Source organism: Pseudomonas sp. WS 5021 (genome assembly GCF_012985535.1).
GTDB lineage: Bacteria > Pseudomonadota > Gammaproteobacteria > Pseudomonadales > Pseudomonadaceae > Aquipseudomonas.
Genome location: NZ_JAAQWP010000005.1, coordinates 280,031 through 293,995, shown reverse-complemented (window position 1 = coordinate 293,995; position 13,965 = coordinate 280,031). Strand labels below are relative to the sequence as shown.

The following is a 13,965-nucleotide window of genomic DNA, read 5'->3' as shown; positions in this document are numbered from 1 at the left end:
CGCCATTGTACGGGTTTGTGTGCCCGTTGCCACGCTGCCGGCCTCGCTCATGGAGCATAGACAAGCGCATTGCTCATACGCTTCAATTTGAGCATGCATTGTCTTTACTGACAAAGGCTTATGAGCTGTTTTTATCAGACTGGACAAGCTTTACCCAGCATTCCCGCCCAACGGATGGCGACATGACGCGATTACGACCGCACCACCGCTATAGAGTTGCAGAAACACGCGCTCATGCATCAGGGCATTGATTACATGATCGGGCTGGCCGAGTGGCGCCGGGTCGACAATAATCACTGCTTACACGACGGGCCCTGGCCTGTCACCGCCCTCCCCTTCCGTAAGCCCGACTACCCATGCTCACCTGGCTGCAACGCAACACCCTGACGTTTCCACCGCTGGCCAAAGCCATGCGTGAACCCAACGGCCTGCTGGCTGCCGGTGGCGACCTGTCTGCCGACCGCCTGGTCCAGGCCTATCGCCATGGCTGCTTCCCCTGGTTCTCCGAAGGCCAGCCCATCCTGTGGTGGTCGCCAGACCCGCGCACGGTGCTGTTCCCCACAGAGCTGCACGTGTCCCGCAGCCTCGCCAAGCTGCTGCGCCAGCAACGCTACGAGGTGACCTTTGACCAGGACTTCGCCGCCGTCATCCAGGCCTGTGCTGCGCCTCGCAGCTATGCAGACGGCACCTGGATCACCGAGGCCATGCAGAATGCCTACCTGCAACTTCACCAACGGGGCTATGCCCATTCCGTCGAGGTATGGGACCAGGGCGAACTGGTCGGCGGCCTGTATGGCCTGGCCATGGGCCAGCTGTTTTTTGGCGAATCGATGTTCAGTCGCGCAGACAACGCCTCGAAATACGGCTTTGCCACGCTCGTCAGGCAATTGCAGGCCTGGGGCTTTGTGCTGATCGACTGCCAGATGCCCACCGATCACCTGCACAGCCTCGGTGCCCGCGCCATTCCCCGCAGCGACTTTGCCGGTTACCTGCGCGACCATCTTGATCAAGCCAGCAGTGGGCCATGGGTTTCTTAGGCGACTTGCGCGCACCTGGCTTACACTTATTTCAAAGCTTATCCGAGGGTTGATCATGACCGAGTTGGCGCGCTTGAAGTTTTATGCCACTCAACCCCACTCTTGCAGCTACCTGCCCGAAGAACAGGCCACTACGCTGTTCCTCGACCCCAGCCAGCCGATGGACGTGCATGTGTATGCCGATCTGTCAGAGATGGGGTTTCGGCGCAGCGGCGACCACCTGTACCGGCCGCACTGCCAGAACTGCAACGCTTGTGTGCCGGCGCGCATCCCCGTAGCGCAATTTTTGCCGGACCGTAATCAAAAACGCATCCTCAAGCGCAATGCCGACCTGATCGTGACCCCCGCCAAGCCCGGCTTCAGCGAAGAGTACTTCGATCTTTACCAGCGCTATATCGAACAACGCCACGCCGACGGCGATATGTTCCCACCCAGTCGCGACCAGTTTTCCACGTTCCTGGTGCGCGACCTGCCGTTCTCGCGCTTCTACGAGTTCCGCCTTGAGGGAAGGCTGCTGGCGGTCGCGGTCACCGACCTGCTGCCCAATGGATTGTCGGCGGTCTATACCTTTTATGAACCCGCCGAAGAGCGTCGCAGCCTAGGGCGTTTTGCCATTTTGTGGCAGATCGGTGAAGCATCCAGGCAAAATCTGGAAGCGGTGTACCTGGGATACTGGATCAAAAACTGCAAAAAGATGAACTACAAGACCCAATATCGGCCCATTGAGCTACTAATTAATCAAAGATGGGTCACGCTTAACTAGAACCCCTTGGCTTAAACACCCTTTTTCGGGCACAATGCACGCCGCTTTTGCCTGGCGCAGTTGCACCGGGCCATTCACTGGATACCGAGGGCTTTACTGCATGTCGAAAGAAGACAGCTTCGAAATGGAAGGCACTGTCGTCGACACCCTGCCCAACACCATGTTTCGTGTGGAGTTGGAAAATGGGCACGTCGTAACCGCGCATATCTCCGGCAAGATGCGCAAGAACTACATTCGTATTCTTACCGGTGACAAAGTGCGCGTCGAGCTGACGCCCTATGACTTGAGCAAAGGGCGCATCACTTACCGCGCCCGCTAAACAAGTCAATACAAGACGCCCGGTTATGCCGGGCGTTTTTGTGTGTGTGGGATTTAACCAGCACCGCAGAATGAGTGTGGGAGCTGGCTTGCCTGGGATTTGGCGGACAGCAAAAAGGCGCCTTTCGGCGCCTTTTCTACTGCTGCGAAGCATCAGGCCATTTCAGCAGTGGTCTCGAACTCGAAGGTCAGCTCGCCGTCCTTCAAATCGATATGCACCACGCCACCATGGTCGGAGAGCTCGCCAAACAGGATCTCTTCGGCCAACGGCCGCTTGATCTTGTCCTGGATCAGACGCGCCATTGGACGAGCGCCCATTGCCGCGTCGTAACCACCCTCGGCGATCCAACTGCGTGCCGCTTCCGTCACCTCCAGCTGTACGCGCTTGTCTTCCAACTGCGCCTGAAGCTCGGTAAGGAACTTGTCCACCACGCTCTTGATAACCTCATGGCTGAGGCGACCAAACTGGATAATGGTGTCCAGGCGGTTGCGGAATTCCGGCGTGAAGCTCTTCTTGATCACTTCCATGGCGTCGGAAGAGTGATCCTGATGAGTAAAGCCAATGGAAGCCCGCGCGGCCGTCTCGGCACCGGCGTTAGTGGTCATGATCACGATCACGTTGCGGAAATCCGCCTTGCGCCCGTTGTTGTCGGTCAGGGTCCCGTGGTCCATCACCTGCAGCAGCAGGTTGAAGACTTCCGGGTGAGCCTTTTCGATTTCATCGAGCAACAGTACGCAATGCGGCTGCTTGGTGATCGCCTCGGTCAACAGGCCGCCCTGGTCGAAGCCGACATAGCCCGGAGGCGCACCGATCAGGCGCGACACAGTGTGGCGCTCCATGTATTCGGACATGTCGAACCGCACCAGCTCAATGCCCATGGCCTTGGCCAACTGCCGCGCGGCTTCGGTCTTGCCGACGCCGGTAGGGCCGGCGAACAGGAACGAACCCACCGGCTTGTCCGGCGACTTGAGGCCGGCCCGGGACAGCTTGATCGCCGTCGACAGCGAATCAATCGCCGCATCCTGGCCAAATACCGTCAGCTTGAGATCGCGCTCCAGGTTACGCAGCAGCTCCTTGTCGGAACTGGTGACGTGCTTTGGCGGAATACGCGCGATTTTCGCCACGATATCCTCGACCTGGGCCACCTCGATGCGCTTCACGCGCTTCTCTACCGGCTGCAGGCGCTGGTAGGCACCCGCTTCGTCAATCACATCGATGGCTTTGTCCGGCATGTGCCGGTCATTGATGTAGCGCGAAGCCAGCTCGGCGGCTGCACGCAGCGCCTCATCACTGTATTCGATGCCGTGGTGTGCTTCGAAGCGTCCTTTCAGGCCGCGCAGGATGCCAATAGTGTCTTCAACCGAAGGCTCGGACACGTCGACTTTCTGGAAGCGCCGTGCCAGGGCACGGTCTTTTTCGAAGATCCCGCGAAATTCCTGGAACGTGGTCGAGCCGATGCAGCGGATATCACCCGAAGACAGCAGCGGCTTGAGCAGGTTGGACGCATCCATCACCCCACCGGAAGCCGCACCGGCGCCAATGATGGTGTGGATCTCATCAATGAACAGGATCGCCTGCGGACGCTTTTTCAGCTCGCCAAGCAAAGCCTTGAAACGCTTTTCAAAGTCGCCACGGTACTTGGTCCCGGCGAGCAGCGCCCCCAGGTCCAGGGAGTAGACGACACTGTTGGCCAGCAGGTCAGGCACCTGGTTATCAACAATGCGCTTGGCCAGGCCTTCGGCAATCGCGGTCTTGCCCACGCCCGCCTCGCCCACCAGCAAAGGGTTGTTCTTGCGACGACGCGCGAGGATCTGCGCAACACGCTCAACTTCCATCTCGCGCCCCACCAGCGGATCGATCCGCCCCTGGCGCGCCAGTTCGTTGAGATTGCTGGCGTAGGCATCCAGCGGGTTGCTTGAAGAAGAAGACTCACCGCCCTCGTCGTCCTGCATATCCTGCTCACCCTCGGAGTGATCGCCATGCCCTGGCACTTTCGAGATGCCATGGGCGATGTAGTTGACGACATCGATACGCGCCACGCTCTGCTGCTTGAGCAGGAATACCGCCTGGCTTTCCTGCTCGCTGAAGATGGCAACCAATACATTGGCGCCCGTCACTTCCCGCTTGCCGGAGCTCTGCACGTGGAAGACAGCACGCTGCAACACCCGCTGGAAGCCCAGAGTTGGCTGGGTCTCGCGGTCCTCGTCATGCACGGGGATCAGTGGCGTGGTGGAGTCGATAAACTCCTGCAAATCATGCTTGAGCTTGTCGAGGTTGGCGCCGCACGCACGCAGGACCGTGGCGGCAGCTTCGTTATCCAAAAGTGCCAGCAGCAGGTGTTCGACGGTCATGAATTCATGACGCTTCGAACGGGCCTCCTTGAAGGCAAGATTGAGGGTGACTTCGAGCTCGCGGTTTAACATAGCTTCACCTCATACCCAAGTGGTCGGAGTTAACCGTCCTTCTCGATTTCACAGAGTAGCGGATGCTGGCTTTCCCTGGCGTACTGGTTGACCTGCATGGCCTTGGTCTCGGCGATGTCGCGGGTAAACACTCCACATACTGCCCGTCCTTCTGTGTGAACGGCCAGCATTACCTTGGTCGCCAACTCGCGGTTCAGATTAAAAAACACCTCGAGCACTTCGACGACGAAATCCATCGGCGTGTAGTCATCATTGAACAAAACCACCTTGTACATCGGCGGCGCCTGTAAAGCAGGCTTGGCCTCCTGAACAGCGATGCCTGCAGAACCGTCATCGTCTTCTAGATGATCCGGGCGATCCTGATTGAATGTTAGTCGAATCTGGCTGAATGCATGCATGGAAAGAAAGGTTCGTCTGTTGTGCATTTACAGTGATGGGGGCGACCTGTCAGAAATTCAACTCCGACCGACTGGTCACCTTGACTATCGGCAAAACGGTGTTACAACCAATAGAACCCACAGTGGGTAAAAAAGGTCCGCGCAGTCAACCTTATTTATTCGGGTTAGGACGGATAAACTGGATGATACTCCAGTGATGGAGTCTGGTGCAGAGGGATATGGGTATGTCTGGCGTCAAGATCAGTGGCAAGGTCAAATGGTTCAACAATGCCAAGGGGTACGGCTTCATTAATGAAGACGGCAAGGAAGAAGACCTTTTTGCGCATTATTCGGCAATTGCCATGGAGGGCTATAAAACGCTGAAAGCAGGTCAATTGGTGTCCTTTGAAATCATCCAGGGGCCCAAGGGCCTGCATGCTGTAGCTATCAGTGCAGCAGGCGCGACCGCACCCGGGAAACAGCACGAAGACAAGCACAACAATAAAGGTAAACCCGCTCATTCCAAAGAGCAGCAAACGGCCTGATCAGCCACTGCGCATTAAAAAACGGCCACCCTGAGCTATCAGGATGGCCGTTTTTTATAGCCTTCGACTTACATATGTGAAATCAGCGCATCACCGAAACCCGACGACGACACCAACTTGGCGCCGTCCATAAGACGCTCGAAGTCATAGGTCACGGTCTTGGCCGAAATCGCCCCGTTGGTGCCCTTGATGATCAGGTCGGCCGCCTCGGTCCAGCCCATGTGGCGCAGCATCATTTCCGCCGACAGAATCAGCGAACCCGGGTTGACCTGGTCCTTGCCGGCGTATTTTGGCGCAGTACCGTGGGTGGCTTCGAACATTGCCACGGTGTCGGACAGGTTGGCGCCCGGCGCAATACCGATGCCGCCCACTTCTGCCGCCAGGGCGTCGGAGAGATAGTCACCGTTGAGGTTGAGGGTGGCGATCACGTCGTATTCGGCCGGGCGCAGCAGGATCTGCTGGAGCATGGCGTCGGCAATCGCATCCTTGACCACTACATTGCGGCCAGTGCGCGGGTTCTTGAACTGCATCCACGGCCCGCCATCAAGCAGGGTTGCGCCGAACTCTTCGGCCGCCACTTCGTAGGCCCATTCCTTGAAGGCACCTTCGGTGAACTTCATAATGTTGCCTTTGTGCACGATGGTCAGCGACTCACGGTCGTTATCCACTACATATTGCAGGGCCTTGCGCGCCAGGCGCTTGGTGCCCTCTTTGGAAACCGGCTTGATGCCAATCCCGCAATCCTGGTCGAAACGAATCTTGGTAACACCCATCTCTTCCTTGAGGAACTTGATGACCTTGATGGCCTCAGGCGAACCGGCCTTCCACTCGATGCCGGCGTAAATATCCTCGGAGTTCTCACGGAAGATGGTCATGTCCACATCGCCAGGCTTCTTGACCGGGCTTGGCACACCTTCGAACCAACGCACCGGACGCAGACATACATACAGGTCCAGTTGCTGGCGCAGGGCCACGTTCAGCGAGCGGATACCACCACCGACCGGCGTGGTCAGCGGGCCCTTGATGGAAACTACGTAGTCCTTGACCGCGTCCAGGGTTTCCTGGGGCAGCCAGGTGTCCTGGTCGTAAACTTGAGTCGCCTTCTCGCCGGCATACACCTCCATCCAGGAGATTTTGCGCTTGCCGCCGTAAGCCTTGTTAACAGCTGCATCGACCACCTTAATCATCACCGGGCTGATGTCGACGCCAATACCGTCACCTTCGATGAAGGGAATGATCGGGTTGTCAGGAACATTGAGAGAATGGTCTGCGTTGACGGTGATTTTGTCGCCGACTGCCGGAACCTGAATCTTCTTGTATCCCATGCTGAACTCCGTTTGTGGATTGAACATCTGGCTGTGCCCGAGCCTACTCCAGTTGTATGTGGACTGGAACCTTGCACCCGGCACATTTGCTGCGAAAACCGTAGATTTAGTCGCCTACAACCTTGAAACAAAAGGGAAAAACGCCAAACTTGAGCACTGTGTGCGACTTTAGGCGCAATCCGGTCCCTGCGACCTTTAGACCAATGGACGACCCACCTTTTGTATGAAGGCTCGGCGTAAGCATAGCGACCTATGTATAATGCCGCCGCTGACCAAAGAGTCACGACGGCCGACCGCTCTATATCGAGCACCTGCGCCTGAAAAAGCCGGGCTGCCACCGTAGCCCACCCGCTTGACGCTCGACTGATGCAACCCAACATCACCGCGAAGAAACATCGACATTCGGCTCATGGATGACTTTGAACGAACGCGCTTTACCCGGCGCATCTCGAGTTTCCGCGCACGCTTTTAGCAAAGAAGAGAGTTAATCCGAATATGCCCACCCGCTCGAAGATCATCTATACCTTCACCGACGAAGCCCCAGCCCTCGCCACCTATTCACTGCTGCCTATCGTAGAGGCCTTCACCGCTTCCGCTGATATTGAAGTGGAAACCCGCGACATCTCCCTCGCAGGGCGCATCCTCGCAAGCTTCCCCGAGCAACTGGGCACCAAGGCCGTTGCGGACCACCTCGCCGAACTGGGCGCCCTGGCCGTTACCCCCGAAGCCAATATCATCAAGCTGCCTAACATCAGCGCCTCGACCCCGCAGCTGCAAGCCGCGATCAAGGAACTGCAGGCCCAGGGCTACGCCCTGCCGGACTACCCGGAAACCGTAACCACCGACGCGGAAAAAGAAACCCGTGCACGTTACGACAAGGTCAAGGGCAGCGCCGTAAACCCGGTCCTGCGCGAAGGCAACTCCGATCGCCGCGCGCCACTGTCGGTCAAGAACTACGCACGCAAGCACCCGCACAAAATGGGCGCCTGGGCCGCTGACTCCAAGTCCCACGTGGCTCACATGAGCAACGGCGACTTCTACGGCAGCGAAAAAGCCGTACAGATCGAAGCCGCCGATGCTGTCAAAATCGAGCTGGTCGGCAAGGATGGCAGCACCACCATCCTGAAAGAAAAAACCTCCGCACTGGCCGGCGAGATCCTCGACAGCGCCGTGCTGAGCAAGAACGCCCTGCGCGCGTTCATTGCCGCCGAAATCGAAGACGCCAAGAAACAAGGCGTGCTGCTGTCGGTCCACCTCAAAGCCACCATGATGAAGGTCTCCGACCCGATCATGTTCGGCCAGATCGTTGCCGAGTTCTATAAAGACGCCCTGGCCAAGCACGCCACTGTGCTGGAGCAGATCGGCTTCAACCTGAACAACGGCATCGGCGACCTGTACGCCCGCATCAAGGCCCTGCCGGCCGACCAGCAAGCGCAGATCGAAGCTGACATCCAGGCGGTCTACGCCGCTCGCCCTTCCCTGGCGATGGTCAACTCCGACAAAGGCATCACCAACCTGCACGTGCCGAGCGACGTAATCGTCGACGCCTCGATGCCGGCCATGATCCGTGACTCCGGCAAGATGTGGGGCACTGACGGTCAGTTGCACGACACCAAGGCCGTGATCCCGGATCGCTGCTACGCCACCATCTACCAGGCGGTCATCGAAGACTGCAAGGCCAATGGCGCCTTCGATCCAACCACCATGGGCAGCGTGCCAAACGTTGGCCTGATGGCGAAGAAAGCCGAAGAGTACGGCTCCCACGACAAGACTTTCCAGATCAAGGCCGACGGCGTAGTCCGCGTCACCGACAGCCAGGGCAAGCTGCTGATGGAACAGTCGGTTGAAGCCGGCGACATCTTCCGCATGTGCCAGACCAAAGACGCTCCGATCCAGGACTGGGTCAAACTGGCCGTCAACCGCGCCCGCGCCAGCAACACCCCGGCCATTTTCTGGCTGGACCCGCTGCGCGCCCACGACGGCGTAGTGGTCGAGAAAGTCCAGGCCTACCTGAAAGACCACAACACCGAAGGCCTGGACATCCGCATCATGTCGCCGGTCGACGCGATGAAGTTCACCCTGGAACGCACCCGCAAGGGCCTGGACACCATCTCGGTGACCGGCAACGTACTGCGCGACTACCTGACTGACCTGTTCCCGATCATGGAACTGGGCACCAGCGCCAAGATGCTGTCGATCGTGCCGCTGATGAACGGTGGCGGCCTGTTCGAAACCGGCGCTGGCGGTTCGGCGCCAAAACACGTGCAGCAACTGCTGGAAGAAAACTTCCTGCGTTGGGACTCCCTGGGCGAATTCCTGGCCCTGGCAGCCTCCCTTGAGCATTTGGGTGTGAACTACAACAACCCGAAAGCCCTGGTACTGTCCAAGACCCTGGACCAGGCTACCGGCCAGTTCCTCGACAACAACAAGTCGCCATCGCGCAAAGTCGGCAACATCGACAACCGCGGCAGCCACTACTACCTGGCGCTGTACTGGGCACAAGCCCTGGCCACCCAGACTGAAGATACCGCGCTGCAGGCGCAGTTCGCTCAACTGGCAAAAACCCTGGCCGAGAACGAGGCAACCATCGTTGCCGAACTCAACGCAGTACAGGGCAAGCCAGTGGACATCGGCGGCTACTACGCGCCGAATCCTGAGCTGACCAGCAAGGCCATGCGTCCGAGCGCTACCCTCAATGCGGCCATCGCTGCACTGAAGTAATGCTGTAGGGCGACATCACAAACCCCGGCCATGTGCCGGGGTTTGTGTTTTCAGCCTTTTAAAACCGCGCCGTACTCCGCACGCCAGGCGCTCTCGATAATCGCCAGCAACTGCGACCTGTACCACGGCTCCCAACCCGCCCGCGGCCTAAGCTCGACGCCAAACCGGGGTAGCTGCGGCAGATGGGCAAGCGCCTCCAGGCTTTTGAGGCCCTGCACCTGGGCGAACCAGGGCAGCAGCGTCACGCCAACCCCGGCCTGGACTGCTGAACGCAACGACACCAAGTCCTCGGACTCATACACACAGCGCCATCTGATCCCACTCTCCTCTAAGCGCCGGATCGCCAGACTCCTGAATATGCAAGGCGCCTTGAACAACGCCAACAAGAGCTCCTGCCCCTCGGCAGGCACGCCAGCATGCTCGCCACCCAGCCACCTCAGTGAAAGCGCATGCAAAGGCTCCCCGCTGACCTTGGGCAGCTCGTCAATCATCAGGCCAATATCAATCCCGCCCTCGTTGAACGCCTGCGCAAGCACCAGGGAACGCGCCACTTTGACCCCGATCCGGACTGACGGCAATTCAACGGCCACCGCTGCGATAACGCGCTGCAGGATCTGCTCGGAAAAATATTCGGGGATGCCGAGCGTCACGGACTCCTGGCTACGGCTGACATCGAACAGCCCACCGACCTTGTCGTTGAGCTCCAGGATCTGCTGGGCATAACCGATCAGTCGCTCACCTTCGAGAGTCAGCAACACTTGGCGGTTATCGCGGACAAAAAGCCCGACGCCGAGTAATTCCTCCAGACGCCGGACCTGCTGACTAATCGCAGGCTGCGTCAGACTCAGCGCCTGGGCAGCCCGGGTAAAACTGCCCAACTGCGCAACCTTGAGGAAGCTGCGCAGGGACTGAACATCAAGATTGACTCTCATGGCACACCGAAGCGAATGAGTAAATGCGCCCGAGCATTAGTGCAAGGTGGCACCCCGATCTGTCAAGAACGCCAACCTCCCTAACGGGTGTGCGCATGGTTCATCAGGTAAACACCCACTCCGGACACCACAAAACCTGCAATCGCCAGCGCACCTGGAGCCTCCCCCAACGTCACCGAGGCCATGATCTGAGTGACCGCTGGAATCACATGAAACAGATTGGTGGCCTTGCTCGCCTCGCCTCGCCGAATCATGAGGTACAGCAACGTCAGTGCGCCTACCGAGTTCATCAGGGTGATCCAGGCCACCGAAGCAGCGAAGGGCACCCATTCTGTGACGTGCATGGTTTCTGTGGTGTAGGCCAGCGCCAGCATTACCAACGACGCGGTGACCATCTGAATGAAGCAGCCCACCCACAGGTTGACCCCACCCAGAAAGCGCTTTTGATAGAGCGTGCCAAGCGTAATCCCGACCAGCGCTAGACCTACTGCGCCGTAACCGCCCATTGATGCCCCGGAGCCAAAAAAACTGTTGGCCACAACGATGGCGACACCGCCCACGCCCAGGATCGAGCCCGGCAGATCACGCCAACTTAATTGTTCACCCAGGCAGAAATAGGCACCGATCACCACGAACACTGGCATCAACCCGACAATCAGCGCAGCTTGCCCAGCCGGGACGCCCTGACTTATCCCGGTGTATAGGCCGCCAAATTGCAGAGCCTGCAAGAGCAAGCCCACGGCTGCCGCGTGAAGGTAAGGTGTAAGCCGCCTGGGCCACTCAGCCTTGATGGCGAGCGCAACCCCCAGGAAAACCAAGGCCGCCAGAGCAAAACGGTAGAACGTCATGGTGAAAGGCTCGCCATAACGCACACCAAAAGCGCCACCGATATAACCAGAGCTCCACAGCAGGATGAAGGCAATGGGCAGCGGGGAGGTAAGACGCGCCTCGTAGCTTTTGTGGGCAATCGGCTTCATGACACTCTCCAATAACGACTGTTCTGGAGAGGTAAACTGCGCCCCGGCTTGCCAGCGGTAAAATCATATAATGTGCGGCGCAGCATGCATTTTGCTTATGCACCACCTGCCCACTGCGGAAACCGAATCAGAATGCGGGAGCTGGCTTGCCGCTCCCCCATTGATAGCAACCCTGTCCAAAAACAGCGCCATCCCTTGAACCGAGGCACTCCATGACCTGGCAACCCCACATCACCGTCGCCACCATCGTCGAAGACAATGGCCGCTTCCTCATGGTCGAAGAGCTCAAGGGCGGCCGCGCCGTGCTCAACCAGCCTGCCGGCCATCTCGACCCGCACGAAACCCTGACCGAAGCCGCCGTGCGCGAAACCCTCGAAGAAACCGGCTGGGACGTCGAAGCCACCGGCATCGTCGGCATCTACCTGTACACCGCCCCCAGCAATGGCGTGACCTACCAACGGGTCTGCTTCATCGCCAAGGCCCTGCGACACCACCCGGACTATCAACTGGACGAAGGTATCGTGCGCGCCCGCTGGCTGAGCCGTGACGAGCTGATAGCCTTGCGCGACGACTGGCGCAGCGAGTTGATCATTCGCTGTATCGATGACTATTTGGCCGGTCAGCGCCATAGTCTAGAGCTGATCCGCCCTTCTCTTTAGCCTTGCGGGCTCGGGCCTGCTAGAATCGCGTCCTTTTTCAAGACACCCGTTGAAATCCTATGCGTGATCCAGCCCCTTCTGACACACAAAAGAAGCGCGTCATCGTCGGCATGTCCGGCGGCGTGGATTCTTCCGTTTCCGCCGTTCTGCTCATGGAGCAGGGTTATGAGGTGGAAGGCCTGTTCATGAAGAACTGGGAAGAAGACGATGGAACGGAATACTGCACCGCCATGGACGACCTGGCGGACGCCCAGGCCGTGTGCGACAAGATTGGCATCAAGCTGCACACCGCCAACTTTGCCGCCGAGTACTGGGACAACGTGTTCGAACATTTCCTGGCCGAATACAAGGCCGGTCGTACGCCGAACCCGGACATCCTGTGCAACCGCGAAATCAAGTTCAAGGCGTTCCTCGATTACGCCATGATCCTCGGCGCCGACCTGATTGCCACTGGCCACTACGTGCGCCGTCGCGATATCGATGGCCGCACCGAATTGCTCAAGGGCCTGGACCCGAACAAGGACCAGAGTTACTTCCTGCACGCCGTGGGCGGTGAACAGATCGCCAAGACCCTGTTCCCGGTGGGCGAACTGGAAAAGCCCGAAGTGCGCAAGATCGCCGAGAAACATGGCCTGGCCACCGCCAAGAAAAAGGATTCCACCGGGATCTGCTTTATCGGCGAGCGCCGCTTCAGCGACTTCCTCAAGCAATACCTGCCAGCCCAGCCGGGCGAGATCAAGACCACCGAAGGCGAAGTCATCGGCCGTCACCACGGCCTGATGTACCACACCATCGGCCAGCGCCAGGGCCTGGGTATCGGCGGCTTGAAGGACGCCGGTGAAGAGCCGTGGTACGTGCTGGTCAAGGATCTGGAACACAACGTACTGATCGTCGGCCAAGGCAACGAGCATCCGCTGCTGTTCTCCGGCGCACTGCTGGCTTCGGAGATTTATTGGGTCAACCCGATCGACCTGAGCAGCCCACGCCGCCTGACTGCCAAGGTGCGCTATCGCCAGAGCGACCAGCCCTGCACCCTGGAAAAAACCGCCAATGGCTACCGTGCCACGTTCGATGACCCGCAACGCGCGGTCACGCCCGGCCAGTCCGTGGTGTTCTACGACGGTGAGATCTGCCTGGGGGGCGGCGTGATTGAAGTCGCCGAACCCTGGAGCACCCCGGCATGAGCCCGACCCAGGAGCAATTGACAGCACTGGGCGGGGTGTTTCTCGCCGCCGTGCTGGTGGACAAGATCGCCAAGACCGGCCAGGTGACCGAGGCAGGCCTGACCTGCATGCTCGGCAGCCTGCTGGTGGTTGACCCGAAGGACACCCTGGATGTGTACGGTGGCGATGACCTGAGCCTGCGCGAAGGTTATCGCGCGCTGATCGGCGCCCTCGAGCGCGACCCCAGCACCCTGCAGCGCGAGCCGCTGCGCTATGCGTTGTCGATGCTCGGCCTTGAGCGGCAACTGGCCAAGCGCGACGACCTGCTGGAAACCATCGGCAAGCGCCTGCCGCAGATCCAGTCCCAGGTAGAGCACTTCGGCCCGGCCCACGAGAACGTGATCGCGGCCTGTGGCGCTTTGTACCAGGACACCTTGAGCACCTTGCGCCAGCGGATCCAGGTCCACGGCGACATGCGCAACCTGCAACAACCCAACAACGCCTCGAAAATCCGCGCCCTGCTCTTGGCCGGTATCCGTTCAGCGCGGTTGTGGCGGCAGTTGGGCGGTCATCGTTGGCAGTTGGTCATCAGCCGTCGCAAATTGCTCAAAGAGCTTTACCCGTTGATGCGCAACGAATAAGTCGCAGCCGCGGGCTATTTTCAAGCCGTTACGCGTAATACGCCGGTCAGTTGGCAACGGACCGGCGGATTTTTTCATGTATG

13 protein-coding genes are annotated in these 13,965 nt (G+C 59.0%); 8 read left to right on the top strand and 5 right to left on the bottom strand.

Annotated features, from left to right (window positions below):
* Window positions 1-356: 356 nt before the first annotated feature.
* The 3 genes from aat (at window position 357) to infA (ending at window position 2,119) form a co-directional block, all read left to right on the top strand.
* The gene (gene aat / locus HBO19_RS17805; RefSeq protein ID WP_169954341.1) at window positions 357-1,037 is read left to right on the top strand and encodes a leucyl/phenylalanyl-tRNA--protein transferase; all 681 of its coding nucleotides are present in this window, start codon (window positions 357-359) and stop codon (window positions 1,035-1,037) included.
* Window positions 1,038-1,092: 55 nt separating this feature from the next.
* Window positions 1,093-1,800, top strand: a complete 708-nt coding sequence (locus tag HBO19_RS17800) for an arginyltransferase (RefSeq protein WP_169954342.1) — start codon at window positions 1,093-1,095, stop codon at window positions 1,798-1,800.
* Between the two features lie 100 nt (window positions 1,801-1,900).
* Window positions 1,901-2,119, top strand: coding sequence for a translation initiation factor IF-1 (gene infA, locus HBO19_RS17795; RefSeq protein ID WP_002553999.1), 219 nt, complete (start codon window positions 1,901-1,903; stop codon window positions 2,117-2,119).
* 152 nt (window positions 2,120-2,271) lie between these two features.
* Here infA and clpA read toward each other — a convergent pair whose 3' ends face one another.
* Both clpA and clpS read right to left on the bottom strand, forming a co-directional pair.
* The gene (clpA, locus tag HBO19_RS17790; RefSeq protein WP_070995983.1) at window positions 2,272-4,542 is read right to left on the bottom strand and encodes an ATP-dependent Clp protease ATP-binding subunit ClpA; all 2,271 of its coding nucleotides are present in this window, start codon (window positions 4,540-4,542) and stop codon (window positions 2,272-2,274) included.
* A 29-nt stretch (window positions 4,543-4,571) separates the two neighbouring features.
* Window positions 4,572-4,940 (bottom strand): ATP-dependent Clp protease adapter ClpS, encoded by a 369-nt coding sequence (gene clpS, locus HBO19_RS17785; protein ID WP_029293391.1) that lies wholly within the window; start codon window positions 4,938-4,940, stop codon window positions 4,572-4,574.
* Window positions 4,941-5,164: 224 nt separating this feature from the next.
* Here clpS and cspD point away from each other — a divergent pair, with 224 nt between their 5' ends.
* Window positions 5,165-5,464 (top strand): cold shock domain-containing protein CspD, encoded by a 300-nt coding sequence (gene cspD / locus HBO19_RS17780; protein WP_169954343.1) that lies wholly within the window; start codon window positions 5,165-5,167, stop codon window positions 5,462-5,464.
* 68 nt (window positions 5,465-5,532) lie between these two features.
* Here the strand turns inward: cspD and icd are convergent, their stop codons facing one another.
* The gene (icd, locus tag HBO19_RS17775) at window positions 5,533-6,789 is read right to left on the bottom strand and encodes an NADP-dependent isocitrate dehydrogenase (protein WP_169954344.1); all 1,257 of its coding nucleotides are present in this window, start codon (window positions 6,787-6,789) and stop codon (window positions 5,533-5,535) included.
* 495 nt (window positions 6,790-7,284) lie between these two features.
* Between icd and HBO19_RS17770 the strand changes: the two genes are divergently transcribed.
* Window positions 7,285-9,510, top strand: coding sequence for an NADP-dependent isocitrate dehydrogenase (locus tag HBO19_RS17770; RefSeq protein WP_170057970.1), 2,226 nt, complete (start codon window positions 7,285-7,287; stop codon window positions 9,508-9,510).
* Window positions 9,511-9,560: 50 nt separating this feature from the next.
* Here the strand turns inward: HBO19_RS17770 and HBO19_RS17765 are convergent, their stop codons facing one another.
* Both HBO19_RS17765 and HBO19_RS17760 read right to left on the bottom strand, forming a co-directional pair.
* The gene (locus HBO19_RS17765) at window positions 9,561-10,442 is read right to left on the bottom strand and encodes a LysR family transcriptional regulator (RefSeq protein ID WP_170057969.1); all 882 of its coding nucleotides are present in this window, start codon (window positions 10,440-10,442) and stop codon (window positions 9,561-9,563) included.
* Between the two features lie 80 nt (window positions 10,443-10,522).
* On the bottom strand, window positions 10,523-11,419 hold the full coding sequence (locus HBO19_RS17760; protein ID WP_170057968.1) for a DMT family transporter: 897 nt from the start codon (window positions 11,417-11,419) through the stop codon (window positions 10,523-10,525).
* Window positions 11,420-11,631: 212 nt separating this feature from the next.
* Between HBO19_RS17760 and HBO19_RS17755 the strand changes: the two genes are divergently transcribed.
* From HBO19_RS17755 to hflD, 3 genes are read left to right on the top strand one after another with little or no spacing between them, the layout of a single operon-like run.
* Entirely contained in the window at window positions 11,632-12,078 is a 447-nt protein-coding gene (locus HBO19_RS17755) for an NUDIX hydrolase (RefSeq protein WP_169954346.1), read from the top strand.
* Between the two features lie 59 nt (window positions 12,079-12,137).
* Window positions 12,138-13,262, top strand: coding sequence for a tRNA 2-thiouridine(34) synthase MnmA (gene mnmA / locus HBO19_RS17750; protein ID WP_169954347.1), 1,125 nt, complete (start codon window positions 12,138-12,140; stop codon window positions 13,260-13,262).
* On the top strand, window positions 13,259-13,882 hold the full coding sequence (gene hflD / locus HBO19_RS17745) for a high frequency lysogenization protein HflD (protein ID WP_005789104.1): 624 nt from the start codon (window positions 13,259-13,261) through the stop codon (window positions 13,880-13,882). Before mnmA ends, hflD begins: the two co-directional genes overlap by 4 nt.
* The last annotated feature ends 83 nt before the right edge of the window (window positions 13,883-13,965 follow it).

Excerpts from the sequence above, each read along its gene's own strand:
- aat (WP_169954341.1), top strand. The coding sequence starts at position 357 with ATGCTCACCTGGCTGCAACGCAACACCCTGACGTTTCCACCGCTGGCC.
- HBO19_RS17800 (WP_169954342.1), top strand. The coding sequence starts at position 1,093 with ATGACCGAGTTGGCGCGCTTGAAGTTTTATGCCACTCAACCCCACTCT.
- infA (WP_002553999.1), top strand. The coding sequence starts at position 1,901 with ATGTCGAAAGAAGACAGCTTCGAAATGGAAGGCACTGTCGTCGACACC.
- clpA (WP_070995983.1), bottom strand. The coding sequence starts at position 4,542 with ATGTTAAACCGCGAGCTCGAAGTCACCCTCAATCTTGCCTTCAAGGAG.
- clpS (WP_029293391.1), bottom strand. The coding sequence starts at position 4,940 with ATGCATGCATTCAGCCAGATTCGACTAACATTCAATCAGGATCGCCCG.
- cspD (WP_169954343.1), top strand. The coding sequence starts at position 5,165 with ATGTCTGGCGTCAAGATCAGTGGCAAGGTCAAATGGTTCAACAATGCC.
- icd (WP_169954344.1), bottom strand. The coding sequence starts at position 6,789 with ATGGGATACAAGAAGATTCAGGTTCCGGCAGTCGGCGACAAAATCACC.
- HBO19_RS17770 (WP_170057970.1), top strand. The coding sequence starts at position 7,285 with ATGCCCACCCGCTCGAAGATCATCTATACCTTCACCGACGAAGCCCCA.
- HBO19_RS17765 (WP_170057969.1), bottom strand. The coding sequence starts at position 10,442 with ATGAGAGTCAATCTTGATGTTCAGTCCCTGCGCAGCTTCCTCAAGGTT.
- HBO19_RS17760 (WP_170057968.1), bottom strand. The coding sequence starts at position 11,419 with ATGAAGCCGATTGCCCACAAAAGCTACGAGGCGCGTCTTACCTCCCCG.
- HBO19_RS17755 (WP_169954346.1), top strand. The coding sequence starts at position 11,632 with ATGACCTGGCAACCCCACATCACCGTCGCCACCATCGTCGAAGACAAT.
- mnmA (WP_169954347.1), top strand. The coding sequence starts at position 12,138 with ATGCGTGATCCAGCCCCTTCTGACACACAAAAGAAGCGCGTCATCGTC.
- hflD (WP_005789104.1), top strand. The coding sequence starts at position 13,259 with ATGAGCCCGACCCAGGAGCAATTGACAGCACTGGGCGGGGTGTTTCTC.